The sequence below is a fragment of the Mycolicibacterium arabiense genome (genome assembly GCF_010731815.2).
GTDB classification, from domain to species: Bacteria; Actinomycetota; Actinomycetes; order Mycobacteriales; family Mycobacteriaceae; genus Mycobacterium; species Mycobacterium arabiense.
The window spans coordinates 4,200,547-4,225,520 of the sequence record NZ_AP022593.1; the positions used below are offsets into that span (position 1 = coordinate 4,200,547).

The window sequence follows — 24,974 nt, forward strand, 5'->3', positions numbered from 1 at the left end:
TTCTAGGGGATGCCACCGTCGGCGCGCAGGATCGACCCGGTGGTGAAGCTCGATGCGTCCGACGCCAAGAACAGTGCGGCGCCAATGATCTCGGATGGCTGGCCTGCGCGCTGAAGGCCCAGACCGGAGAACGGATTGGACGGCAGGTCGCTCTGGGTGCCCAGGTTCCAGGCCTTGCTGATGTCGGTCAGGAAGGGGCCGGCCATCAGCGTGTTGACCCGCACGGTCGGCCCGTAGGCCTTGGCAAGCCCCTCGGTGAGTGCGTTGAGCCCAGCCTTGGCCGCCGCATACGGCAGCATGTGCGGGTCGGGCCGCAGTGATCCGGTGGAGCTGACGTTGATGATGGACCCGCCGCCGTCGGCCACCATGCGCTCGCCGATCAGCGACGACAGCCGGAACGGACCCTTGAGGTTGAGGTTGACCACCGCGTCGAACAGCTTCTCCGTCACCGAGGTCAGCGAATCGTAGAGCGGTGACATGCCTGCGTTGTTGATCAGGACGTCGACCTTGCCGAACCGGTCGTAGCTCGCGTCGACGAGTCCGTCGAGCTGTTCCCACCGGCCCACGTGCACCTGATAGGGGAACGCCGCCCGGCCCGTCGAGGCCGAGATCTCCTCTGCGGTCATGACACACGACTCCAGGTCACGGCTCGCGATCACGACGTCCGCGCCGCACCAAGCTGCCGCGAACGCCATCTCGCGGCCCAGCCCGCGACTGCCGCCGGTGACCAGCACCACCCGGTCCGTCAGGTCGAACAGGTCGTCGGCATAGCCCATGTCATCCTCCTGCACCGGTCCCGTTCTCCGGTGATGCTCGCACGGGCCATAGGGTGGCACGGGCAAGATCGAGAAAGGCGCTCATGCAACTCCTCGTCATCCGGCACGCGCTGCCGCTGCGCAGTGCACCCGGTCAAGGATCGGACCCCGACCTGTCGCCCGAGGGCGTCGAGCAGGCCGGCCGACTACCGGAGGCGCTCAAGCGGTTTCCGATCACTCGGCTGGTGAGCAGCCCGCAGCGCCGCGCCCTGCAGACGGCTCAGCCCGTCGCCGACGCACTGGGCCTGGACGTCGACGTCGACGACCGGTTGGCCGAGTACGACCGCGACCTCACCCACTACACGCCGATCGAGGAGGCGTCGCAGGAGGACGTGCAGCGCCTGATCGACGGCCACCTGCCCGGCGGGGTCGACGAAGACGCGTTCGTCGCCCGGGTTCTGGAGGGCGTGAAGGACATCGTCGCGGGCGCCGAGCACGACGACACGGTGGCGCTGTTCAGCCACGGCGGCGTCATCAATGCGCTGGTGCACGACGTCATGCAGACCGAGCGGTTGCTGTGCGTGCAGGTGGACTACGCGGGAATCACCCGGTTGCTCGCATCGCGCGAGGGCAAGCTGGGGGTGGCCTCGATCAACGGCACCGAACACGTATGGGATCTGCTGCCGCGAAACAAGCGGTGGTAGACAAGTGCCGTGACAACGGACGTTTCCCCCGACGCAACCGCCAGCCCCGACGGCCTCGACCTCACCGCCCTCGACCGGCACCTGCGGTCCATCGACGTTCCGCGCACGGGTGACCTGCGCGCCGAACTCATCGCCGGCGGACGGTCCAACCTCACGTTCCTGGTGTCCGACGACGCGTCGAAGTGGGTCCTGCGCCGACCACCGCTGCACGGTCTGACCCCGTCGGCTCACGACATGGCCCGCGAGTTCAAGGTCGTCGCCGCGCTGGCGGGAACCAACGTGCCCGTCGCACGCGCAGTGGCGATGGCCGACGACGACGCGGCCATCGGCACCACCTTCCAGATGGTCGAGTACGTCCCCGGCCGGGTCGTGCGGCACACCGACGAACTACGGGCGCTGGGCGATCAGGCCACGATCGACGCCTGCGTCGACGCACTCATCGAGGTGCTCGCCAACCTGCACGCCGTCGACCCGGACTCGGTCGGCCTCGGCGACTTCGGCAAGGCGACCGGCTATCTCGAGCGGCAGGTGCGCCGCTGGGGTTCGCAGTGGGACCTGATCAAGACCGACGACGACCCACGCGACGCCGACGTCCGCCTGCTGCACGCCAAGCTCGGCGAACGCATCCCGCCGCAGAGTCGCAGCTCGATCGTCCACGGCGACTACCGGATCGACAACACCATGCTCGACGCCGACGACCCCACCAAGGTCCGCGCCGTGCTCGACTGGGAGATGTCGACCCTCGGCGACCCGCTGAGCGATGCCGCGCTGATGTGCGTCTACCGGCACCCCACGTTCCACAACGTGCACGCAGACGCGGCATGGGCGTCGGAGTTGATCCCGTCGGCTGACCAACTGGCGCAGAAGTATTCGGTGGCCGCGGGCCAGCCCCTGGCGCACTGGGACTTCTACATGGCCCTGGCGTACTTCAAGCTGGGCATCATCGCCGCGGGAATCCAGTTCCGCGACCGGATGGGTGGGGGCACCGAGTACGGCGACAAGGTCGGCGAGGCCGTCGGGCCATGCATCGCGATGGGACTCGCCGAACTGCGCTGACCAACGCAACAGCGGGGTAAGTCCGCTCACACCCGCACGACGTGCGGTTTCACGTCCGTCGTGATGGGGTAGGCACGGGGCTGCTCGCGCCCGTCGCGAGACTCCCACGAACAGGAAAGGCGGTCGCCATGCCGTCAGTGACCCCGCACGCCACCGCAGAGGCGCCTGCGCCGGAGTCCGGCGCCGAGACGACGCTCAAGCGCGACGTCGGCGTCGACCTCGACGTCTGGATCGACGCGCCGACGACGCTCGAATTCCAGATCGCCGTCGCCCCGCATCCCGGGGCCCAGATCACCGAGTCGCTCTCGTTCACGTTGAACGGCAAGGAGATCGAGGCAACCGAGATCATCGGCGACCACGGCAACCGCATCCACAAGTTCGACGCGGGCAAGGGCAAGCTCCTCGCGAGCTACAGCGCGACGGTCATCGGCCAGGCCGATCCCGCACCCGTCACCGAGATCGACCTGTCGACCTACCTTCGGCCCAGCCGCTACGCGGAGGCCGACAAGTTCTTCGGCTTCGCCGCCACCGAGTTCGGCCGTTACGTCGACTCGGCGACGGTGCTGGCGAAGGTGTCGTCATGGGTCGGCACGCGGCTGCACTACGTGCCCGGCTCGTCCGATCCGATCGACGGCGCCGCCGACACGCTGCTCGCAGGTGCGGGCGTGTGCCGGGACTACGCCCACCTCGTCGTCGCGCTGCTGCGCGCAGTGAACGTCCCTGCGAGGCTCGTCGCGGTGTACGCGCCCGGATGCGACCCGATGGACTTCCATGCCGTCGCAGAGGCCTACGTCGACGGCGTGTGGCGAGTGGTGGACGCCACGCTGCTGGCGCCGCGGCAGACACTGGTGCGGATCAGCACCGGTCGCGACGCCGCCGACACCGCGTTCCTCGACAACCACAACGGGTCGATCACGCTGAACTCGGCCGTGGTGCGGGCCGTGGTGGACGGCAACCTGCCCAACGACTCGATCGACGAACTGGTCTCGATCCGCTGAATCAGCGGATCGCGGCCTTGTAGTTCTTCTTGGCCGCACGCCGCAACTGGAAGATGCGCGCCGCTCCCGCGAGCACGGTGATGAGCCCGCCGAGGACGGCCGCGAAGAGAATGGCCACCCCCAGCGGCAGGCTCCAGTTCCAGCCGAGGAACTGGAAGGCGGTCGACTCGGTGTTCTGCGCGATGAAGATCAGCAGCACGATCAACACCAGGAAGCCGATGATCAGCGACGACCACAGGGCACCCGCGCGGGTGAACTTGACCTGGCTGGCTGGCGGCGGGGGGTTGGGCGCCGGAGAGTCCGACGCCGACGTGTGCGCCGGGGGATCGAATGGCGCCGAAGACCCCGTATCGACGGGCGGCACGTGCGGGTCGGTACTCATACGTGCATCCTTGCCCCTCCGGCATCGGAATTAAACGAATATGACGGACCCGTTGCGCATGACCTTGACGATCCAAAGGCGGGCGACGCGCCGTGTGGGCCGTTACTGTCGCTGTTTGGTGGGGGATACGTCGAAGGGACGTCCGTAATGAAGTCGGCGCGAGGAGCAGTGCGCTACCGGGGGCCGATCGCCCTCGCCGCACTCGTGATGCTGTTGCTGTCTGCCTGTGGAAGCTCGAATCCGCTAGGCGGGGGCGAGATATCCGGCGACCTGAAGTCGATCAAGGTGGGCTCGGCGGACTTTCCGGAGTCGAACATCATCGCCGAGATCTACGCCCAGGCGCTGGAGGCCAACGGTTTCGAGATCAGCCGCCAGTTCGGCATCGGCAGTCGCGAGACCTACATCCCGGCGGTGCAGGACCACTCGATCGACCTGATCCCCGAGTACACCGGCAACCTGCTGCAGTACTTCGACAAGGAGAACGAGGTCACCGACCCCCAGGCCGTGCTGCTGGCGCTCTACGACAAGATCCCCGGCGACCTCTCCATCCTGACGCCGTCGCCCGCCAACGACCAGGACACCGTCGCGGTGACGTCGGAGACCGCACAGCGGTGGAACCTCAAGACGATCGGCGATCTCGCCAAGTACTCCCCCGAGGTGAAGTTCGGCGGGCCGTCGGAGTTCATCAGCCGTGCCGAGGGCCTACCGGGACTGAAGGCCAAGTACGGCCTCGACGTCCCCCAGGCCAACTTCGTCTCCATCAGCGACGGCGGCGGCCCGGCAACGGTCCGCGCGCTCGTCGACGGAACGGTGACGGCCGCCGACATCTTCAGCACGTCGCCGGCCATCCCGCAGAACAACCTGGTGGTCCTCGAGGACCCGAAGAACAACTTCCTGGCTGCCAACGTCGTGCCACTGGTGGCGTCGCAGAAGATGTCGAACCAGCTGAAGTCGGTGCTCAACGCCGTATCGGCCAAGCTGACCACCGAGGCGTTGATCGAGATGAACACCGCCACGTCGGGCAACGGTGGCATGGACCCGGATGAGGCGGCACAGAAGTGGGTGCAGGACAACGGCTTCGACAAGGCGATCGGATGAGCGCTCGCGCGAAGACCAGAAGAGTGAGGGTAAACGCGTGATCTCCTTCGAGAACGTCACCAAGACGTACCCCGACGGCACGGTCGCCGTGGACGACCTCACCCTGACGGTGCCCGAGGGCACCCTGACGGTGTTCGTCGGCCCATCGGGGTGTGGCAAGACCACGTCCATGCGGATGATCAACCGGATGATCGATCCCACGTCGGGCACGCTGACCGTCGACGGCAACGACGTCACCAAGGTCGACGCCGTCAAGCTGCGTCTCGGCATCGGCTACGTCATCCAGAGCGCAGGCCTGATGCCGCACCTTCGGGTGATCGACAACGTGGCGACGGTCCCGGTGTTGATGGGCGAGTCGCGGCGGACCGCCCGCAAGAACGCCCGCGACGTCATGGAGCGGGTGGGGCTCGACCCCAAGCTGGCCAACCGGTACCCGGCGCAGCTGTCGGGTGGGCAGCAGCAGCGCGTCGGCGTGGCGCGCGCACTCGCTGCCGACCCGCCGATCCTGTTGATGGACGAGCCGTTCAGCGCGGTCGACCCGGTGGTGCGCGAGGAACTGCAGACCGAGATCCTGCGGCTCCAGAGCGAACTGCGCAAGACGATCGTCTTCGTCACCCACGACATCGACGAGGCGCTCAAGCTCGGCGACAGGGTCGCGGTGTTCGGCCGGGGCGGCGTGCTGCTGCAGTACGACGCACCCGCGCGGCTGCTGTCGAACCCGGCCAGTGACGACGTGGCCGGCTTCATCGGCGCCGATCGCGGTTACCGCGGCCTGCAGTTCACCGATGCCAGGGACGTCCCGCTGCACGACGTGCGCACCGTCAATGAGCCCGGTGTGGACGCACTCGACCTGAAGCCGGGCGAGTGGGCCCTGGTGCTCCGGCCGGACGGGTCGCCGTACGCATGGATCGACGCCAGCGGCGTGGGCCTGCACCGGCACGGAAAGTCGCTGTACGACAGCACGATTGCCGGTGGGTCCCTCTTCGTGCCGGGTGGTTCGCTGCGGCTGGCGCTCGACGCTGCGCTGTCGTCGCCGTCGGGCCTCGGGGTGGCCGTCGACGCCAACAAGCAGGTGATCGGCGGTGTCCGGGCCGACGACGTCCTCGCTGCGCTCAAGAACCGCCCGCGCGACCACTGGGGTGAGCAGACCGCGTGAACTATCTGCTGACCCATCTCGACGACGCGTGGGAGCTGACGCTCATCCACCTGTGGTTGTCGCTGCTTCCACTGCTGCTCGGGTTGGTCATCGCGGTCCCGCTGGGTTCGTTCGTGCATCGGACGACGGCGCTGCGGCGGATCACGACGGTGACGGCGAGCATCATCTTCACGATCCCCTCGCTTGCGCTCTTCGTCGTCCTGCCGCTCGTCATCCCGACTCGAATCCTCGACCAGGCCAACGTCATCGTGGCGCTGACGCTGTACACGGTCGCCCTGCTGGTGCGGGCGGTGCCCGAGGCGCTCGACGCGCTTCCGCCCGCCGTGCTCGACGCGGCCACCGCCGTCGGTTACACGCCGCTCAAGCGAATCCTCAAGGTGGAGTTGCCGCTCGCCGTTCCGGTGCTCGTCGCCAGCTTGCGGGTCGTCGCCGTCACCAACATCTCGATGGTGTCGGTCGGCTCGGTGATCGGCATCGGTGGTCTCGGCACCTGGTTCACCGAGGGCTACCAGGCCGACAAGAGCGACCAGATCATCGCGGGCATCATCGCGATCTTCGTGCTCGCGATCGTCATCGACACGCTGATCATGCTGGTAGGCAAGCTCGCCACACCGTGGGTGCGCACCGACCGCGCCGCGAAGGCGGGTGCCCGGTGAACTTCCTCTCTCAGGCGCTGTCGTACATCTTCACCGCCGCGAACTGGGCGGGCCCGGCCGGGCTCGGCGCCCGCATCCTCGAGCACCTCGAGTACACCGCCATCGCGGTGGTGTTCTCGGCGCTCATAGCGATCCCGATCGGCATGGTGATCGGTCACACCGGGCGCGGCACCTTCCTGGTCGTCACCGGTGTGAACGCACTACGCGCACTACCGACGCTCGGCGTCCTGCTGCTCGGCGTGCTGCTGTGGGGTCTCGGGCTGATCCCGCCGACCGTCGCGTTGATGCTGCTCGGCATCCCGCCACTGCTGGCAGGCACGTACTCCGGCATCGCCAACGTCGACCGCTCGGTGGTGGACGCCGCCCGATCGATGGGCATGACCGAGATGCAGGTGCTGCTGCGCGTCGAGGTGCGCAACGCCCTGCCACTCATCCTCAGCGGGCTCCGGACGGCGACGCTGCAGATCGTCGCCACCGCGACCGTCGCCGCGTACGCCAGCCTCGGCGGGCTCGGCAGATACCTCATCGACGGCATCAAGGTCAGGGAGTTCTACCTGGCCCTCGTCGGCGCGCTGATGGTCACCGCACTGGCCCTCATCCTGGATGCGCTGCTGGCGTTCGCGGTGTGGGCGGCCGAACCGGGAGCCGACCGCTTCCGCCGTTCCGGCGACCTGCCGCAGCCGTTCCTGAGCGACGAGATCGCCCTGTCGAGCGCGAGTTCGTCTCGATCTGGAGCCAGTTCACCAGGCCGCTACGAACGCGAGGGTCCGTCGCCTACGGTAGAGGGGTGAGTGCAGCAGACCGCTCCGAGGAGACCCCAGGTACCTGGCCGTCCGTGCTGACGTGGCGTGCCCACGACTGCACCCGGATGGAGTCGGTCCGGGTACAAGTGTCGGGCAACCGCATTAAGGCGTATGGCCGCATCGTCGCCGCCGCGTCGGATACGCATCCCGCGTTCAGCGCGTCGTACGACCTCGTCACCAACGACGCAGGCGCTACCAAGCGGCTGTCGGTCACGGTCACCTTGGCCGAACGCGAACGCCAGCTGTCGATCGCCCGTGACGAAGAGAACATGTGGCTGGTCCAGGACCACCAGAATCAGACGAAGCGCTCGGCGTTCGAGACCGCGCTGGACGTCGACGTGGCGTTCAGTCCGTTCTTCAACGCCCTGCCGATCCGCCGCACCGGTGTGCACCGCAGCGGCGAGTCGGTGTCGCTGCCGGTCGTCTACGTCCGCCTGCCCGACCTGACCGTCGAACTCGAGACCATTGGTTACGCGAGTGTCGACGGCGCCATCGAACTGTCGTCGCCGTTGGCGAACACCGCCATCAGCGTGGACGACGACGGCTTCATCCTGGACTACCCAGGACTGGCAGAGCGGATCTGATCACCCCGCCGGCCCGGCCTGCTGCGGCGAGTTCGTCGCGCCAGTCGGGGGCGCCGATCGTCGTCGTCAGAATTTGTGGCCTGCTGAAGCTGTCGTAGCGCATCCGGGCCGCATGGCCGGTTTCGACGAGTTCGGCCACCGACCCCGACCCGGCCAGGCTGGCGCGTGCCCGGGTCAGCAGGTCGATGGCCTGGTCCAACGACCCGAGCAGCTGTTCGGAGTTGGCCTCGCACATCGCGCGCACCAGGTCCGGTGCGGTGGCCGCGACCCGCGTGCCGTCGCGGAAGGACCCGGCGGCCAGCGCGAACGCGAGCGGGACGTGGCCTGCCGTGGCGGCCAGCGTCTCGGCCAGCAGGTGCGGCAGGTGCGAGATGGCGGCAGCGGCGGCGTCGTGCTCGTCGGACCGCGCGGGCACCACGAAGGAACCGCAGGCCAACGCCAGGTGCATGACCGTCGCCCACACGGCCGGGTCGACGCCGTCGTCGACGCTGAGCACCCACGGAGCGCCCACGAAGAGTTTGGCGTCACCCGCCGCCCAACCGGAGTGCGCCGTGCCGGCCATCGGGTGTCCACCGACGAAGCGGTCGGCGAGACCGTGCTTGCGCACTGCCTGTAGGACAGCGCCTTTGACGCTGGTGACGTCGGTCAGCGCGCAGTCGGGCGCCGTGCTGCGGATGTGGTCGAGCATGATGGGTAGCGCGGGCATCGGCACGGCCAGCACGATCAACGCGTCGGCCTGGGCGGCACGATCCAGTACGCCGTCGAGCGAGTTGGAGGCATCGAAGCCGTCGAAGCGCGCGGCCTCGACCCCGTCCATCGAGCGGTTGTAGCCGAATGCGTCCAAGCCGCTGGCCTTGGCGGCCCGCATCAGTGATCCGCCGATCAATCCCAAGCCGAGTACGCAGACCTGCGGTCTGCTCCGTGGACTCCCCATGAATCTAGGTTGGCATACGGCCTCGTCGAGGTGGCGCAGGGCTTGGCCTTCACCGCTGGTCAAAGGGCGTCGTTGAGGACTAGCGTCTAGCTCATGGGAGCACAGCGTGCACAGGCGCAGAACCAGGCCGCAGACCTCCCCGACGGCTTCGGTATCGCCGTCGTTCGCGAGGATGGCAAGTGGCGTTGTACGTCGATGAAACGCGCCGCGTTGACGAGTCTCAAGGCCGCTGAAACGGAGCTACGCGAGATGCGCAGCGCCGGCGCGGTTTTCGGACTCCTCGACATCGACGACGAGTTCTTCGTGATCGTCCGGCCCGCACCCGCGGGGACTCGGCTGTTCCTATCCGATGCCACCGCGGCCCTGGACTACGACATCGCCGAAGAGGTGCTACGCAAGCTCGACGCGAACATGGATCTCGACGACCTCGAGGACGAGGACCCCTTCGAGGAGGGTGACCTCGGTCTGCTGTCCGACCTCGGACTGTCCGACAGCGTGTTGAGCATCATCCTCTCCGACGACGAGTATGCCGACGAGCAGCTCGGCCGCATCGCCCAGGAGATGGGCTTCGCCGACGAACTGGCGGCGGTGCTCGACAAATTGGACCGTTGAGCACCGACGAGCGCTTGATACGCGTCGCGCTCGAGGCCGCCTCGGCGGCAGGGCCGGCCGACGTCCCGATCGGAGCGGTCGTGTTCGGTCCCGACGGCGTCGAATTGGCCCGGGCCGCCAACGCCCGGGAGGAACTGGGTGACCCGACTGCCCACGCGGAGATCATCGCGATGCGTGCCGCGGCCAAGGCGCTGGGCGACGGGTGGCGACTCGAGGGCACGACCCTGGCGGTGACCGTCGAACCCTGCACGATGTGCGCGGGCGCGCTGGTGATGGCCCGCGTGGCGCGGGTGGTGTTCGGGGCCTGGGAGCCGAAGACCGGTGCGGTCGGCTCGCTGTGGGACGTGGTCCGCGACCGGCGGCTCACCCATCGCCCGGAGGTCCGGGGTGGGGTGTTGGCGGCCGAGTGCGCCGCGCCGCTGGAGGCGTTCTTCGCGCGGATGCGCTGACCCCCGCCGAGACTGCTATCAGATCGCGAAATCAACGTCGGGAGTGATCTCCCCGCAGTCTGGGCGCGATTAGGGGCGCGGCGCGGTTGCCGGTAAGCTGCCACACGGTGGCGTGTCCGAGCGGCCTAAGGAGCACGCCTCGAAAGCGTGTGACGGGTAACCCCCGTCCGAGGGTTCAAATCCCTCCGCCACCGCCATAATCGCCCCGCTGCCACGGCAGTCAGGGGCGGTTTTCTTTCGCCAAAGAAGAACGGCCCCCTCGTCGCCGAGGGGGCCGTTCGTCACTTCGTTCCGTGCTTACTCGTCGCCACCCGAGCTGCCGGAGTCGCTGCCGCCGGACTTGTCGCTGTCCGTGGAGGCGCTACCGGAATCGTTGCCGGAGGCGTCGCTGCCCGTGGCGTCGCTGCCCGAGGTGGCGGTGCCACCCGACGCGTTGCCGCCGGCGGTGCTGCCGCCGGTGCTGCCCGAGGTGCCCGTGCCGGCGTCCGAACCCGAGGTGGTGTCGGACTTGTCACTGCCCCAGGTGCTGGTGGGCTTGTTGCTACCCGTCTCGGTCTCGGTCTCGGTGGAAACCGGTGTGACGGCCGGGGTCTCGACGTCCGGGGTCTCAGCGGCAGGCGTCTCGACCTCGGGGGTTTCGACGGCAACCGGCTCGACGGCGGGGGTCTCGACGTCCGGGGTCTCGGCGGCAGGTGCGGCGGTGCCGGTCTCCGTTGCCTCGGTCGCGTCGGCCGCCGGTACGGCCTCGGCCGCGTCGGGGGCTGGTGCCTCGATCGAGATCAGGGACGCGGTGGCCGCGGGGATGTCGGTCGGCGACGTCGTCGTCAGCGCTGCGGTGGTGACCGTCGGCGTGACGGGCGGGGCCACCGAGGCGTTCAGCGCGGTGAAGATCGCGTTGGGCAGGTCCACCAGGAAGTAGTCCAGCGGACCGTTGGGGCTGAGCAATCCCTGGAACAACGACCGCGTCGGGAAGTTCGGCACGTAGCCGTTGACGAAGGCGTTGGCCACCCTGATCGGCATGTTGATCAGTTCGTTGATCGCCGTTCCGAAGTCGCCCACGACGACCGCGGCGCGCACGGCGTCGAGGATCTCGGCGGTCTGCAGGGTCGCCGTGATCGGCGCGACGAACAGGGCGCGGGTCAGGCCCGAGAACACGCCGCGGGTGAGCAGCGAGTCCAGCACGTTCGCGACGATCTGCCCGCCCGGCAGCGCGGCCGCGATGTCACCGGGGATGTTGAACAGCGGCACCAGCGGGTTGCCGGGACGCTCGATCAACCGCACCAGGAAGTAGATGTTCAGCTCGCTGAACGCCTCGACGAACTGGCCGGTGCGCAAGAAGTTGAACGCGTTCGTCAGGGTGGCGGGCAGCAGCTCCAGCGACTGCTGAAGGGCGGCGTTCGAGGCCGCGGTGCCCGTGCTGATGATCGAACCGAAGTTCGCCTGGAAGTTGGCGAGCTGCGACAGCAGTGGGCCCGGGTTGGTGGCGTTGGCCGCGATGAAGTTCGCGATCTGCTGGTACACCGCCGGATTGGTCAGTGCCGCGGTCGCGTTCGTCGTCGCAGCCGCCGAGGCCGTGGTCAATGCGCCCAGGTTGTTGAACGTGTTGGCGATCGTCTGCTGCAGCGTGACCAACGGGTTGGCGACGGCCGCGAGTTCGACGGCACGCTGCTGGACGAGTTCGGGCAGCGCCGGCGTCACGGGTGTGACGACGAGAGCGCCTGCGCTCGCCATTGCGACGCTGGCCACCATCATCTTGGTGCGGCTGGTCGGCGTCGTGCGGCTCGGCGAGTAGTCGCCGGCCGGCGAGTCGGCAGGTAGGGCAAATTGCACGGTGTCTCCTGTGGTGCGGGTGGGTTACCTAAGTGGCCCGTGAAGATTAGCTGAGGGTTACCTAATAAACAATAGGTACGCCTTGCCTAACTAAGGCGACCCTTGTCGGCGAACCACTTGATCTTGAGCAGAGGGGTCGGGCGGGGTCCATGCAGGTGAAGCCTCACAGGAAGCGGACGCGTCGCCGATCCGCTTCTCCGCGCCCAAAAATTACGCGCGCGTCACGCAGCGTCGTGGCTCAACCCGGTCGCACGCGGTGCCCGCACGGGTGTCCTAGGTCACTCGGCAAAATGAAGGAGCCCACACCGTGCTCGGTGCGGGCGAACCCGCGAGGCGCACTCAGAGTCGCCCGAGGAAGTCACCCGTGAGCCGTGCGACGAGATCCGGTTGCTCGTCGAGCGGGAAGTGGCCCGCGTCGATGACGTGTGCCTCGGCGGCTGGAACGTCGCACTGATAGGCCGCGACCTCTTCGATCCGGAACGACGGGTCGTAGCGGCCCCACACCACCAGCAGCGGCGGCTGAGTGTCGCGCAACCACTGCTGCCACGCCGGGTACGACGCGACGTTGGTGCGGTAGTCGTAGAACAGGTCGGTCTGAATGTCCTGCTGCCCAGGCTGATTCAAGAATGCGAGCTCGTCGGTCCACAGGTCGGGGTCGTAGCCCTGCTGACGTGGACTGTTGCCGACGTGACGCTGACGCGTTGCCGCGGGGGAGAAGAAGTTGGCTCGCAACGCATCTTCGTGGGCGGCCCTGTCGGCCCAGAACGCCCGGCGCGTCTCCCAGAGGGGTCCGAGGCCGTCTTCGTGACTGACCGCGTTCTGCACGACCAGAGCGCGCACGCGTTCGGGTCGGCGGACCGCCAGCCGCATTCCCACGGGCCCGCCGTAGTCCTGCACCACCAGCGCGTAACGCTCGAGACCGATTACCTCGGTGAACCGCTCGACGACGCCGGCGACGTGGTCGAAGGTGTACTCGAAGTCCGTTGGCCACGAGCTGTGCCCGAAGCCCGGGTAGTCCGGGGCGATGAGCCGGAACCGGTCGGCGAGCCGGTCCATCAGCGGCTGCCACATCCGGGACGACAAGGGGAAGCCGTGCAGGAGGAGCAGCACCGGAGCATCCGCGGGCCCGGCCTCGCGGTAGAAGACGTCGATGCCGTCGACGTCGACGGTGCGGTAGGTCGTCACGCCGCCAATTCTGCCGAACCTATGGGCGCTTGACGCCCCGACGGATGCGCGGCGCCAACTGCACGACCTCCGGCACCACGCTGGGGTTCGCCACCGCCGCCATCACCAGCGACACCAGAGTGTTCGCCACGTCCTGTAGCTGAGACATCTGCTCGGGCAACTGACCGTGCTCCACCCACGACTTCATCAACTGGGACAGCAGTTCCCGGTCGGCGCCGCGGAGGATCTCGGTGTCCTGCGTCGGGCCGATCCCGACACGGACGATGGACAGCTCGGGATGCTCGTTGCGCCAGGCGAGCAGGATCTCGTCGAGTGCGGCCTTGCTCGCACCGTAGGCCGCGACGCCCGCCCGGGGGCGGCCGACGTCGTTGTTGGAGGCGACCAGCACGACGCCGTCCTCCGACAGGTGCGGCAACGCTGCGCGCAGCACGTTGTTGGCGCCGACGGTGTTGACGCTGAACGCGTGCACCCACGTCACGACGTCGGTGTCCTCGATGTGGGCGAACGGGATGACGGTGCTGGTGAACACCACGGCGTCGAGCCCGCCGAGCGCCTCGGCGGCCGCATCGACGACCGGACCGATCGAGGCGGAGTCGGCCACGTCGAGTTCGAATGCGAACCCACCGATGGCCGTCGCGAGTTCGTTCAGCAGGTCCATTCGCCGCGCGGCGACTGCCACCTTGGCGCCCTGAGACGCCGCGCTGGTCGCAACGGCGTGCCCGATACCCGACGAGGCTCCGACGACGAGTAGACGGAGTCCGGCTTGTTCACCACTCACTGAAGACCATCCTCGAGGATCGCGGGACTGTTGACCGTCACACTAGAGCGTCGACCAAGGATTGCCTTACATGGCCGGTAGAAAGTGTCACGTCAGGGTGGCGGACACGTGCTCGTCGGAGGTAGGCCGGCGAACCTCGCCTTGGTCCACTCGGCAGGCACGGCGCCGAGATCCAACTGACCGTGGCCCTGGCCCGGCGCCACCACCGTGTCGACGACGTCGCCCATCCCGCACGCACGCGCGACGGCCGCCGCGGTCCATGCCGGCAGCACGACCCGATCCTCGTCGCCGTAGGCCACCAGCATGGGTGCGCTCGCCCGCCGCTGGGGCAGCGCGTCGCCACCGAGGATGCGTCGTAGCACTTCTGCCGCCTCCGGGCTGGACGGCGTGAAGTCACTCGCCGGCGCTGCCTGAGCGATCAACCCCTTCACCTCGGAGTTCTCGTTCTCGCATCCGGCGAACGCGTTCATCCGTTCGAGCATGGTGCCGTGCAGGTAGTCCTCGATGCGCAGTTCGGGGTGAGCAGCCCGAAGTCCGCGCAGGATGCTCGGCATCAGGACGCGCTGCTCGACGGTGAGAGTGCCGTCGACCATCGCGTCGACCAGCGGCCGCAGGTCGGTGGGAGCCGCGACGCTGATCGAGCCGACCAGGTTCAGGCCCGAGCCGTATTCGGTGGCCAGCTCGTTGGCCGCCCAGACCGCCTGTCCACCTTGCGAGACGCCGTACCCCACCCACGAGGTCGAGGCCTCGGGTACGACTTCCCGCGCGGCCCGTACCGCGTCGATCACGTTGTATGCGGCCGACTTCGGTTCGAGGTAGGGATGCGGACCAGGCGTGCCCAGGCCCTCGTAGTCCGACATCGTGACCAGGAAGCCGAACGTCAGAAATGCCGCGACGGTACCCGCGTTGCCCATCAACCCGGGGTAGGACGACGGTGCGCAGCTGCTGCCGAGCCCGGCCGTCGGATGACCTATCGAGGCCACCGGCCAGCCGCCCTCGGGTGGATCGCCGTTGGGCACGAACACGACGCCCGACACCGTCGCGGCAGACCCGTCGATCCCCGACGTGGATTGGTAGCGAACCTTGATGGCGCGCTGCGACAACCGGTCTAGTGCGGGGAAGACGGGCAGCGGGCTCGGTTCGCCGAGCAGGGTTCCGCGTGCCCCGATCGGTGCGGCGGACGGCGCTGTCTCGGGTGACGGCTCGGAGGCGCAGCCCGACAGGGCCAGCGCCAGCGCGAGCAGCAGCGCGGTCATCGACCGGCCGTGGCGCCTGCCCGCGTGGCCGGTCACGTCAGTGCTTGACGGTCAGCAGTGTGCCCAGCGGATCACTGCACATCCGGGTCAGCGCCGCGTCGACGAGGTCGGGCTCGACGACCGCGCTGCAGAACGTCGCGGTGAAGGTGCGCCCGCCTGCGAGTTCACTGACGAGCAGGGTGACGGCATCCGGTCCGTCGGGCTCCAGGTACGCGGCCAGTTGGGGAGGGCGTTCGCCAGGCGCCCACGTCACGTGATCGAAGGTCGACAGCCGACCGAGATCGCTGACCGACAGGCGAATTCGGCCGGACGCGTCGTACGTCGTCGGCGGTAGACCCGTCTCGCCCCTGCCGACCAGAGACTTGGCCTCGGCCATCAGCAGCACCACGAGCGGCCATCCGGAGTCGTAGACGCGACGCACCAGGGCGGCGACCTCCGCGGGGGATGCGGACCACGGTAGGCGCATCGGCATGGCCACCGCGAAATTGCCCTGCGACTGCTGGAACTCGGGCGCGAGGTAGCGCCTGCAGTTCATCAGCATCATGAACCGGTCGTCGATCTGGGCCCCGGTCGCCCGCAGCGCTGCCCGCCAGAGTGCGACGGTGACCGAGGCGGTGGTGGCGCCGGGCGCGTTCGCCTTGGTCCAGGACCGCACCTCGGCCACCGCCGCAGGCGGCAGATACGCAGTGGCGCTTCGGTTGTGGTCCTGCCAGCGCTCGATCGACCGGGTGGGCCGATCGCCGGCGTCGGTCTTGTTCTCGGAGCGCAGGCGGGCGATGTCGCGCATCGCCCCGGGGTGAGCGCGCAAGTGCCGCGTCACCGCACGCCGCGTGGCACCGGGTGGAAGACCCTGTGCCAGTGACCCCGACCGCGCATCGTCGACTTCGCCGCTCAGCGCCGACAGCAGTGCCACGCCCAACTGTCCATCGCCGACCCCGTGCGAGTAGTCCACCACGACGTGGTCGCCGGTGAGCAACGCGTCGAGTGGTCGCTGCGGGCCCGGTTGGTGCCGAACCGTGGTCAACAGTGCACCCAGGTCCGCGGTCGGCAGGTCGTCGCGGCGGTGCACCCGCTCACCGACGCCGTTGTCGCTGGCCCACTTTCGATCGGTCGGCGACGGCTGCAGCGCGAGTCGAGCACGCGGGTGTGCCCCCGCTGCCGCCAGTACGGCGCGCGCCCGGTCGACGTCGAGGCCAGCCACCGGACCCACGGTGGCCACGGTGCGACTCGGGGCGAGCGCCCGGTCGAGCACCGTCGAGCGGTACCAGCGGTCAGACGGTGGCATCGACGACCTCTTGCATGCGTCGACGGAAGGTGTCGCGGGAGAAGCCCTCCGCCCAGGCGCGGATTCGCGTCGCATCGAACTGCGACGGGTCGAAATCGCGCATGGCGGAGGCGAAGCCCTCGGCGACCTGCCGGTCCGAACCCTTGGCCACGTGCAGTCCGGTGACGCCCGGCACGACGGTGTCGACGGCACCGCCTTCGTCGAGGGCGATCACCGGTGTACCGGTTGCCATCGATTCGACGGGCACGATGCCGAAGTCCTCGACCCCGGGCATCAACAGGGCACGGGTACGGCGGTGCAGATCCAGCAATCGATCGTGTGAGACCCGGCCGAGGAACGTCGTCTTCGGCCCGGCGATCTCCCGACACGTCTTCATCGCGCGCCCGTCACCGGCGACCACCAGGGGAACGTCGGCGAGCCGCGCTGCCTCGATCGCCAGGTCGGGCCGTTTGTAGGCCACCAGTCGGCCGGCGAGCAGGAAGAAGTCCTCGCGTTCGATGCCGGGGTCGGGCGTGAACCCCTGGGTGTCGACGGGCGGATGCACCACCACGGCCTCGCGGTTCCACCACTCCGAGATGCGTTGTGCCACCGCCGAGGAATTCGCGACGACGGTGTGCAGCCGTGGGGCGGCCTTGGTCTCGCCGCGGCGGGCGATGGCCGCCAGTCCGGTCAGGATGGCCGCACCCAGGGCTCCGCCGCCCTCACCCGCGCGCAGCGAGGCATCCCACGCCCAGCGGGCCGGGCTGTGCACGTAGGCGATGACCGGGGCGTCGGTCGCGAACACCGACTGGGTGGCGAAGGCGTGATGGCTGGCGATCACGGCCTGCACGTCACCGATCGGGAGTCGTCGAAATGCGCTCGGCATCAACGGCATCACCGGTGCGTAGGACTTCTCCCGCAACACCCGGCGGTAGATCGGGTTGAGCCACGTCGCGTTCGGCGGCCGGCTCAGCCCGGGGGAGACGCCTTCGGGCCGGACGATGCTGGCGTACACCTCGGCGCCGGGCCACTGCAGCGCCAGCTGCTCGACGACGTGCTCGGACCCGGCCACTTCCGTGAAGCGTTCGTGGACGATGGCGATGCGCTCAGCGGTCATGGTGGTTGGCCTGATTCAGTTCGGTGTTCTCGGTCGGGGACGCCGCGGGGGCGCTCTTCGCGCGACGCCGGTCGTGCCGGCCCGCGCGCTGCAGCACCAGGTTTCGCGGCACGTGCAGGTTCGCCAACTGGCGCAGTGCGCGTTCGGCCGCCGCGCGATCGGTTCCGGTGACCGACACCACCACGACGGCGGTGCCCGCGGCCCCGGCGTTGACCCGCTGCCACCACGGGCTGGCCAGTGGCGCGTCGAAGAGCGTGCGGAAGCGGCCGCGGTCGGCATCCCGCGCCGAGGTGAGAGACGGTGGTGCGGCGGCATGTTCGCCGACGAGCAGCAGTGCGGGTCTGCCGTCGCGGATCGCCTGCACCAACTTGGCCGACGTCAGCGGGTCGAGTTCGCCCGCGGGCACCGTGGACGGGTCGAAGTGTGCGCCGTAGCGGCGGGCGACCCGCCTCGCCCAGGTTCGGTTGGGTCTCTTGCCGATCCGGCTGCGCCACGCCACGATCAGTTCGGCGACGACGATCAGCGTCACCACACCGGCGACGAGTCCTTCGGACACGGGTTGAGGCGACACCGGCGACGTGTCCTGGGCTGGGCTCGCCAGCAGCGTCAGCGTGTCGCCGCCAGAATTCTGCAACGTCGCCAATTGTCCTCGCAGTTCGGCGAGTTGACGGTCCGACTCGGGCCTGGCCGGGTCCTCGGGCAGCAGCGTCGCGTTGCGCGCCTCCTCGGCACCGATGGTCGCCTGGATCTGGTCGAGCTGCGCGCTGATCTCGCGACTGTGGTTGGCGAACGCGGCCTGGCTGACCGTCACGACCATGGAACGGGCGATCTGCTCGGCGAGTTCGGGTGAATCGGCCGTCGCGGTGAAGATCAGGATCTGTGGCGCCGGTCCCTTGGACAGTTCGACGTGCTCGCTCAGGGTCTGTGCGTCCCAGTCGGTGTCCACCTCGGAGAGCACCTGGTCGAGCACCGTGGTGTCCTGGGCGAGACCCATGAACGGTGCACGCATCTGCTCGACGAACGCGTCGCCGGGCACCAGTTCACCCGATGGCGTGATCTCGGTGACCAGATTGGCGGCATATTCCCTCTCGGCGAACGTCGTTCGCAAGGCGAAGACGAGTCCGCCGACGAGCAGCGCCACGACGAGTGCGGGCACCAGTGCGCGTGCGAATTCGCGCAGGTGTCCTGCCAGGTCGACGGGCGGCGGTACGTCACCCCGGTGCACCGGGTCCTCCACGGTCACCAACCGGACTCCTTCGGTTGCCCGGGTGCAGTGTTGCGGCCCGAGGTGTCGTCGACGTGGGATCCCGATGCTACCGAGATCGTCCGCGGGATATGGCTAACCGCACGGATCGGTTCGCAAACTCTCACGCGCCCGCCTCCCCGAATCCGCGGACCACGTCGTAGGCGGGCTTCGGAGTGAAGTCGCGCCGCAGGATGCCGAAGTTCTGTTCGGTGTCGGCGGCGTCGGATCCACTGTCGCGCATGCCGTACACGTAGGCGGCGCCTATCCACGGCGTGTTCTCCGCGACCGCGAGCAACTGGCGCAGCGTGTCGGCCTGTACGGCGTCGGTCACCGCGCGTCGGCCGGTTCCGGTCGGTGCACCGCACTCGGTGATCCACACCGTCTTCGACGAGTCGCCGCCGTCGACCATCACGGTGCGCATGTCCCACATCCGCTGCGCGGTGTTCCATGCCGCCGTGCTGGGATCGTCGGGCAGTGCGGGGTAGCTGTATGGGTGGATCGCGAACGCGTCGAAGTACCGGTTCGAGCCGTTGGCGTACATCCCCCGCAGGAAGGTCAGGGGCGCGATGTCCCGACCATTGTCCTCGGCCGGTGCCAGGCCGCCCGAGAGGATCGTCGCGTCCGAATCGACGGCCTTGATCGCGCGGCTGGCGGCGGCGAGCAACAGGCCGTACCGGGCGGGGTCGGGCTTGGGCTTGAAGTAGTTGACGGTGTTGGGCTCGTTCCAGACCTCCCACACCGAGATGCGGGATCCGTAGCGCCGCGCCGCCGCGCCCGCGAACGCCGCGAAGGACTCGGGATCGGTCGGCGCGAAGTACCCGCCGCTGGCGTCCGGGTGGTCGGAGGCCCAGTCGGGCGCGTAGGTGACGAGGCCGAGCGGACAGAGGCCGCGGCCGCTGACCGCGTCGACCACCCTGTCGACGTCGGACCAGTCCATGCTGCCCTGCCGGGGTTCGACACGGGTCCAGTCGACGTCGATGCGCATCGACCACATCCCCGCCGCCGTGACGCGATCGAGCAGCGTCGCCAGGTCGTCGTCGGACATGGTCAAGACGTCGGAGCCCTGGGCGGCCCCGACGCGTCCCTTGGCAGTGGCGGCGCCGCAGTCGGAGGCGTCGTCGGCCCGCGCGACGTTCAGCAGCTCGAGGCCGACGACCATCGTCAGCACGACACCGAGTGCCAGCGCCATGCGCCGGATCTCAGGACGCCAGCGCATGCAGCATCGCCGGAATGGTCGCGTTGACGTCGTGGTGCGCGGCGACGTACGCCCGCGCCGCGTCGCCCACCGAGCGGCGCAGTTCGGCGTCGTCGAGCACCCGTTGAATTGCCGCCGCGAGCGCCGCCGCATCTCCGGCCGGGTAGGGCACACCCGCACCGCCTGCAAGGAACTCGCTGGTGCCGCCGTGGTCGCTGCCCACCACGGGCAGTCCGTGGGACATCGCCTCGAGGACGTTGAGCGGACCGGCTTCGGGGAGCACGCTGGCGGACACCACGACGTCCCACCCTGCCATCGCGGCCGCCGGGTCGACGTGACCGAGGAAGCGCACCCGCCCCGCCAGATCGGGTGCGGTGGCCCGCGCTTCGAGTTCGGCGACGTAGCCCGCGTCGCCGGGAAAGCTGCCGCCTGCCAGCTCGAGTTCGACGTGCGGCAGCCGCGCGACGGCATCGAGCAGGACGCGGTGGCCCTTCCATGGCGTCAGCAGGGCGAGCATGCCGACCACCGGCGGCGAGTGCAGATCGCCGCCCAGGCGGGGTACGGGCCACGGTACGCCGTTGTGTGCCACGACGACGGGAAAGCCCATGGTGCGCAACGGGTCCGCGGTGGCTTCGGACACCGCGACGGCCTTGCGGATGGCGGGCTTGCCGATGGTCGTGACGGCCCGCTGCTTGCCGTTCACGACCGTGTCGTGCACCAGCCAGGACGCGCTGGAACGGCCGCCGCCGACGCGGACCGCGGGCAGCGCGAACAGGGAGTTGACGATGGTGACGGTTTCGCGGCGACGGATCAGCGGCCGCAGGATCCGGCCCGCCCGCATCCAGCGTCCCAGCAGCCGCCCCGCGCCTACGACGCGGGCGACGCCCGACTCGCCGCCGAGACCCAGCGGCGGCAGCTCGACGTGCGCCACTGCTTCGGGCAGCCGTTCGGCTAGCGGGCCGGTCGGGCAGGCGACCGTGACGGGCCGTCCTTCGCCGACCGCCGCCGCGACGAGGTGCAGCAGAACCTTCTCCGCTCCAGACACGTTGCCGGTGTGCGCGACGAACAGCAGCGGCGACGCGGTCATGTCGACTTCCTCCGCATCGGCAGGGGGACTCCGACGAGCAGGCGCAGTGCATAGGCCAGACCGACCAGGACGGCCACCGCTACCACGGACACCAGCGGCCACAGCCCGGGAAGACGGTCGACCACGGCGGTGCCCGCCGCCGACAGCACCACGACGAGTGCGACGAGCACCGCGAGCTGTCGCAGCGGCAGCAGGCCACCGACGGGCATCGTGCGGTGGATGACGACCCATAGCAGCGTCACGGCCACGGCCCACGTGACCACCGTCGAGATCGCCGCGCCGTCGTAGGACAGCCGCGGGATCAGGATCAGGTTGAGCGCGACGTTGACGGTGAGGCCCACCACCGCGACCCACGGGTAGCTGCGCTGCTTGCCCGCGGCGGTGAGCAGGAAGATGCCGAGGATGATCAGGGCGGTGAGTGCGGCCCCGACCACCAGCAGGCGGGCGGCCGACGCCGATGGTGCGAAGCGTTCGCCGTACAGGAGGCGGATGAGCGGCTCGGCGGACGGCCAGAACGCCACCACGCACACGGCGCCGCCGAGGCCGAACAACGTTGCCGCGGTGCGCGTCCGCTCCCGGAAGGCGTCGAGATCCGCCGGCCAGGCGGCCACCAGCAGCGTGCTGATCGGCGCGGCCGCAGCAAGCGCGAAGGTGTCGATGACGTCGGAGAACTTGTAGCCGATCGAGTAGAGGCCGACGGCGTCGTAGGTGTCCATCAGGCTCAGCATCAGGATGTCGATCTTCATCATCGCGACGGTGAGCGCGAAGCCGATCGCCAGCGGAACGGCCTCGACCAGCATGGGTTTCCAGCGCCGGGGGTCCAGGTGACGCGACGGTGAGATGCCGACGGATTCGCGGGTCACGCCGAAGCCCTTGACCACGAGCTTGAACAGCTCGTTGGCGACCACGGGCAGCACGAAGATCAGCAGTGCCGGAGCGAAGACCGCTGCCGCAATGGTGAGCGCGAGTTGCAACACCTGCCCGAGACCTTCGGCAACGGCGACCAGCGACATCCGGTGTCTGCTCTGGAACAGCACCGTCAGCGCATGGCTCGGCGTGGCCAGCACCACCACGAGGCCCGCCACGGCGGTGGCCACCACGACCTCGGTGGGGTAGCGCAGCAATACCACGTAACCGACGGCGAAGACGTAGCCCACCAAGCCGAGCACGGTACGCAGGGCGATGAACGACGATGCGGTGCGGGCGATCTCGTCGCGATCGGCACCGATCAGGTGGGCGAGCACCACGCGGCCGACGCCGAGGTCGGTGACGATCGACATGACGCCGAGCAGCGCGAAGACGAAGCTGAACTGACCCCATTCCTCCGAGGAGAGGGAGCGGGCGACGACCACGCTGCCCACCCAGCCGAGTGCGGCCACGACGACGCGGCTGGCCAGGACCATCATCGTGGCGCGTGCGGCAGCCCGAGGATCGGCGGCGACCTCGCGGTAGTCGGTGACGGGTTCGGCGCCCTCGGCGATCGGGTCGTCGGTCACAGTGGCGCCCCGGCATCGCGGCAGGCCTTGATGGACAGTTCCGTGGTCCGGTGCCACGTCATCGTCGCGGCGGCCTGCAAGGCCTTGGCGCGCAGATCGTCCCGCGCGGCGGGGTCGCACAGCAGCGGACGCATCGCCGCGACCCAGTCGGCCAGGCGCGACGACTTCGGCAGGACGGCACCGTCACCCACTACCTGTGGCAGTGCGCCCACCGCACTGGCCACTACGGCCGCACCGCACGCCATCGCCTCCACGGGGGGCAGTCCGAACCCCTCGTACTTCGAGGCGTAGGCCGTGATCGTGGCCATGTGGTACAGCGCGGGAAGGTCTTCGACGTCGACGTAGCCCAGCCCGACCGCCGTGCGAGGTGCGGCGGGTCCGGTGGATCCGGCGCCCGCGAGCACGCAGGGCACGTCGAGTGCCGCTGCAGCCTCGGCGACCAGCGCCACGTCCTTACGCGGCTCCACCGTGCCCACCTGGAGGACGAACCGGTTGGGTAGACCATATTTCGCACGCACCGCGGCGATCTGGCGGGCCTCGGGTGGCCGTGCCCAGCACGCGGGAGCCAGTTCGACCACGGTGGAGTCGCGGCCGCTGATCGCCTTGATGCGTTCGGCGGTGAACTGTGACACCGCGAGCAGCAGGTCTGCCTTCCGCAGCGCATGGCTGACGAGACGCCGCTCGCCTGCCGCGCGGAACCTGGTGGAGGCCGATGGCATGTCGAACACCGAGAGGTCGTGCACGGTGGCGATCGTGAAGGCATGGGTCGCGACGGGCAGATCGACGTCCAAGGCATGAAAGGCCTGGCAGGAGAACGTCGGAAAGCTGCCGAGGACGGCACGGACGGCGCCGGAGGACACCGGTCGGGTTACGGGGCGCACCTCGCCGGGCAAGTCGTCGACGGCGTCGCGCTGCACGACGGCGGCGATCTCGGCGTCGGGCAGGAGCGCGGGGACCTCTCTCAGGTACTCGCGGATGTAGGTCTGTACCCCGCTGCCGCCGGGCCGGAGAGCGAGCGCTCCGTAGACGCATCGTGCTGCGCTGCTGCGCATCCAATCACCCCCAAGAAGAGCCAGAAGTAGACGTCGATCGGGAAGATCTCGAGGTAGGTGGCGACCAGGCTGGCCACCATGCCGGCGATCAGCGATGCGCTGATGCCGAGCGCGAGCGCACCGTCGCGGCCGGGTAGCGTCCACGCGAGACGGGTCGTCCAGGTCACCGCGGTGATGAAGATCGCCAGCACCAGCCACAGCCCGACCGGGCCGAGTTCGAGCAGCATCTTCACGTAGTAGTTGTCCGGCTGATAGTTCGTCGACACGCCGCTGAACGTCACGCCCTGCGCGGTCGACATCCGATCCGCCGCAGCACCACTCGCACCGAGACCAAGACCCACCGGGTGCACGAGGATGCTGTCGATGATGTCGCTCCACCCGGCGCCCCGTTCCCCGAGGCTGCTCGAGGACAGGAACACCCTGGAGATGGACGGCACGAACGGGATGACCACGGCGACGGCCACGGCGCCCACCGCCAGCGGCAGGAACAGCGAGCGGAATCTCAGCACTGCCAGCCACAGCATGCCGACGACGAGGCCGAGGATGGCGGCGCGGACGATGGAACTCGCCATCGCCACGACCATGATCGGCGACAGCGACAGGAATGCCAGGTTGCGCCGGCGCCAGGGCTCGGCGAGCGCGACTGCGCCGCCGACGAGCAGCGCCAGCATCACGTACAGCCCGAACGGGAACGGCTGGACGAACGTGCTGAACGTTCTGAGCAGTCCGCCCGAGGTCCTGACCTCACGGCCGTACTCGTAACCGAGTGAAACCAAAGTGCCGGGTCCTACGATCAATTGGCCGATGCCGACGAAGGACGCGAGTACCGCCATCCCCATCAGGATGCTGACGAAGTGGTCGCGGTCGCGGGCGTCGAACGGGGCGAACCACATGACGGCCACGACGGCGATGAAGAAGAACGTCACCTTGATGGCGAATAGGCCGAACCAGCCGAAGACCACGATCGCAGAGACGCTTCCGACGACCAGCCAGAGTGCGGCGGCAGGCCACCAGGGCACGTGCAGGGGCGCTCGGCGGTGGGGTACGGGCGTGCGGGCGCGCCGCAGCCACGCGCAGACCGCGGTGAGGATCAGCAGGCCTTCCTTCCAGCCCGCCGCGATGCCGGGCAGTGGGAGGATGCCCAGCAGGCCGTGCAGCGGTGTGAGGGCGGCCAGGATCAGCAGTCCGCGTTGCGGTCTGCGGTAGATCGCGGCGGTGGTGAACATCGCGATCGCGGTCGCGACCGTGCCCAGGACGAGCAGCACGGGCAGCGTCACGGCG

The 24,974-nt window shown here is 68.9% G+C and carries 25 protein-coding genes and 1 tRNA gene; 11 read left to right on the forward strand and 15 right to left on the reverse strand.

Annotated features, from left to right (window positions below; translation table 11 throughout):
* Positions 1 to 2 precede the first annotated feature (2 nt).
* Entirely contained in the window at positions 3 to 776 is a 774-nt protein-coding gene (locus tag G6N61_RS21815; protein WP_163920937.1) for an SDR family NAD(P)-dependent oxidoreductase, read from the reverse strand.
* Positions 777 to 859: 83 nt separating this feature from the next.
* On the opposite strand from G6N61_RS21815, the gene G6N61_RS21820 reads away from it, so the two are divergent.
* The 3 genes from G6N61_RS21820 (at position 860) to G6N61_RS21830 (ending at position 3,513) form a co-directional block, all read left to right on the forward strand.
* Positions 860 to 1,459, forward strand: coding sequence for a histidine phosphatase family protein (locus G6N61_RS21820; RefSeq protein WP_163920940.1), 600 nt, complete (start codon positions 860 to 862; stop codon positions 1,457 to 1,459).
* Positions 1,460 to 1,468: 9 nt separating this feature from the next.
* A complete protein-coding gene (locus G6N61_RS21825; protein ID WP_163920961.1) occupies positions 1,469 to 2,515 on the forward strand; it encodes a phosphotransferase family protein in 1,047 nt (348 codons plus the stop codon).
* A 128-nt stretch (positions 2,516 to 2,643) separates the two neighbouring features.
* Entirely contained in the window at positions 2,644 to 3,513 is an 870-nt protein-coding gene (locus G6N61_RS21830; RefSeq protein WP_163920964.1) for a transglutaminase-like domain-containing protein, read from the forward strand.
* Position 3,514: 1 nt separating this feature from the next.
* Here G6N61_RS21830 and G6N61_RS21835 read toward each other — a convergent pair whose 3' ends face one another.
* Positions 3,515 to 3,895 (reverse strand): LapA family protein, encoded by a 381-nt coding sequence (locus G6N61_RS21835; protein WP_163920966.1) that lies wholly within the window; start codon positions 3,893 to 3,895, stop codon positions 3,515 to 3,517.
* Positions 3,896 to 4,042: 147 nt separating this feature from the next.
* Here G6N61_RS21835 and G6N61_RS21840 point away from each other — a divergent pair, with 147 nt between their 5' ends.
* The 5 genes from G6N61_RS21840 to G6N61_RS21860 are packed head-to-tail and all read left to right on the forward strand — an operon-like array spanning position 4,043 to position 8,192.
* Positions 4,043 to 4,993: an ABC transporter substrate-binding protein gene (locus tag G6N61_RS21840; RefSeq protein ID WP_163920969.1), complete on the forward strand. Its 951-nt coding sequence runs from the start codon at positions 4,043 to 4,045 to the stop codon at positions 4,991 to 4,993.
* Between the two features lie 37 nt (positions 4,994 to 5,030).
* Positions 5,031 to 6,149, forward strand: coding sequence for an ABC transporter ATP-binding protein (locus tag G6N61_RS21845; protein ID WP_163920972.1), 1,119 nt, complete (start codon positions 5,031 to 5,033; stop codon positions 6,147 to 6,149).
* Entirely contained in the window at positions 6,146 to 6,805 is a 660-nt protein-coding gene (locus G6N61_RS21850) for an ABC transporter permease (protein WP_163920975.1), read from the forward strand. The genes G6N61_RS21845 and G6N61_RS21850 overlap by 4 nt, the downstream gene beginning before the upstream one ends.
* A complete protein-coding gene (locus tag G6N61_RS21855; protein WP_163920978.1) occupies positions 6,802 to 7,596 on the forward strand; it encodes an ABC transporter permease in 795 nt (264 codons plus the stop codon). The genes G6N61_RS21850 and G6N61_RS21855 overlap by 4 nt, the downstream gene beginning before the upstream one ends.
* Positions 7,593 to 8,192 carry a putative glycolipid-binding domain-containing protein gene (locus G6N61_RS21860; RefSeq protein WP_163920981.1) on the forward strand — a complete coding sequence of 200 codons (600 nt, stop codon included), beginning with the start codon at positions 7,593 to 7,595 and terminating at the stop codon, positions 8,190 to 8,192. Before G6N61_RS21855 ends, G6N61_RS21860 begins: the two co-directional genes overlap by 4 nt.
* Here the strand turns inward: G6N61_RS21860 and G6N61_RS21865 are convergent.
* A complete protein-coding gene (locus tag G6N61_RS21865) occupies positions 8,155 to 9,126 on the reverse strand; it encodes a prephenate dehydrogenase (RefSeq protein WP_163920985.1) in 972 nt (323 codons plus the stop codon). The genes G6N61_RS21860 and G6N61_RS21865 overlap by 38 nt on opposite strands.
* Positions 9,127 to 9,219: 93 nt before the next feature.
* Here G6N61_RS21865 and G6N61_RS21870 point away from each other — a divergent pair, with 93 nt between their 5' ends.
* The 3 genes from G6N61_RS21870 (at position 9,220) to G6N61_RS21880 (ending at position 10,384) form a co-directional block, all read left to right on the forward strand.
* Entirely contained in the window at positions 9,220 to 9,738 is a 519-nt protein-coding gene (locus G6N61_RS21870) for a tRNA adenosine deaminase-associated protein (protein ID WP_163920988.1), read from the forward strand.
* Positions 9,735 to 10,187, forward strand: coding sequence for a nucleoside deaminase (locus tag G6N61_RS21875; protein ID WP_163920991.1), 453 nt, complete (start codon positions 9,735 to 9,737; stop codon positions 10,185 to 10,187). Before G6N61_RS21870 ends, G6N61_RS21875 begins: the two co-directional genes overlap by 4 nt.
* Positions 10,188 to 10,293: 106 nt before the next feature.
* Positions 10,294 to 10,384 (forward strand) — tRNA-Ser (locus tag G6N61_RS21880).
* 100 nt (positions 10,385 to 10,484) lie between these two features.
* Here G6N61_RS21880 and G6N61_RS21885 read toward each other — a convergent pair.
* The 12 genes from G6N61_RS21885 to G6N61_RS21940 form a co-directional block, all read right to left on the reverse strand.
* Positions 10,485 to 12,017: a hypothetical protein gene (locus tag G6N61_RS21885; RefSeq protein ID WP_163920994.1), complete on the reverse strand. Its 1,533-nt coding sequence runs from the start codon at positions 12,015 to 12,017 to the stop codon at positions 10,485 to 10,487.
* A 339-nt stretch (positions 12,018 to 12,356) separates the two neighbouring features.
* A complete protein-coding gene (locus G6N61_RS21890) occupies positions 12,357 to 13,202 on the reverse strand; it encodes an alpha/beta fold hydrolase (RefSeq protein WP_163920997.1) in 846 nt (281 codons plus the stop codon).
* Between the two features lie 19 nt (positions 13,203 to 13,221).
* A complete protein-coding gene (locus G6N61_RS21895; protein ID WP_163921000.1) occupies positions 13,222 to 13,980 on the reverse strand; it encodes an SDR family oxidoreductase in 759 nt (252 codons plus the stop codon).
* 92 nt (positions 13,981 to 14,072) lie between these two features.
* A complete protein-coding gene (locus G6N61_RS21900; protein WP_235887242.1) occupies positions 14,073 to 15,272 on the reverse strand; it encodes a lipase family protein in 1,200 nt (399 codons plus the stop codon).
* Position 15,273: 1 nt separating this feature from the next.
* Positions 15,274 to 16,521, reverse strand: coding sequence for a hypothetical protein (locus G6N61_RS21905; protein WP_163921003.1), 1,248 nt, complete (start codon positions 16,519 to 16,521; stop codon positions 15,274 to 15,276).
* The gene (locus tag G6N61_RS21910) at positions 16,508 to 17,617 is read right to left on the reverse strand and encodes a glycosyltransferase (protein WP_163921006.1); all 1,110 of its coding nucleotides are present in this window, start codon (positions 17,615 to 17,617) and stop codon (positions 16,508 to 16,510) included. Before G6N61_RS21910 ends, G6N61_RS21905 begins: the two co-directional genes overlap by 14 nt.
* Positions 17,607 to 18,860 carry a YveK family protein gene (locus G6N61_RS21915; protein ID WP_235887243.1) on the reverse strand — a complete coding sequence of 418 codons (1,254 nt, stop codon included), beginning with the start codon at positions 18,858 to 18,860 and terminating at the stop codon, positions 17,607 to 17,609. The genes G6N61_RS21910 and G6N61_RS21915 overlap by 11 nt, the downstream gene beginning before the upstream one ends.
* A gap of 124 nt (positions 18,861 to 18,984) precedes the next feature.
* Positions 18,985 to 20,079 (reverse strand): glycoside hydrolase 5 family protein, encoded by a 1,095-nt coding sequence (locus G6N61_RS21920; protein ID WP_235887244.1) that lies wholly within the window; start codon positions 20,077 to 20,079, stop codon positions 18,985 to 18,987.
* A complete protein-coding gene (locus G6N61_RS21925; protein ID WP_163921009.1) occupies positions 20,063 to 21,145 on the reverse strand; it encodes a glycosyltransferase family 4 protein in 1,083 nt (360 codons plus the stop codon). The genes G6N61_RS21920 and G6N61_RS21925 overlap by 17 nt, the downstream gene beginning before the upstream one ends.
* Positions 21,142 to 22,641 carry a flippase gene (locus tag G6N61_RS21930; RefSeq protein ID WP_163921012.1) on the reverse strand — a complete coding sequence of 500 codons (1,500 nt, stop codon included), beginning with the start codon at positions 22,639 to 22,641 and terminating at the stop codon, positions 21,142 to 21,144. Before G6N61_RS21930 ends, G6N61_RS21925 begins: the two co-directional genes overlap by 4 nt.
* On the reverse strand, positions 22,638 to 23,693 hold the full coding sequence (locus G6N61_RS21935) for a glycosyltransferase (protein WP_163921018.1): 1,056 nt from the start codon (positions 23,691 to 23,693) through the stop codon (positions 22,638 to 22,640). The genes G6N61_RS21930 and G6N61_RS21935 overlap by 4 nt, the downstream gene beginning before the upstream one ends.
* The gene (locus G6N61_RS21940) at positions 23,603 to 24,970 is read right to left on the reverse strand and encodes an O-antigen ligase family protein (RefSeq protein WP_235887245.1); all 1,368 of its coding nucleotides are present in this window, start codon (positions 24,968 to 24,970) and stop codon (positions 23,603 to 23,605) included. The genes G6N61_RS21935 and G6N61_RS21940 overlap by 91 nt, the downstream gene beginning before the upstream one ends.
* Between the last annotated feature and the right edge of the window lie 4 nt (positions 24,971 to 24,974).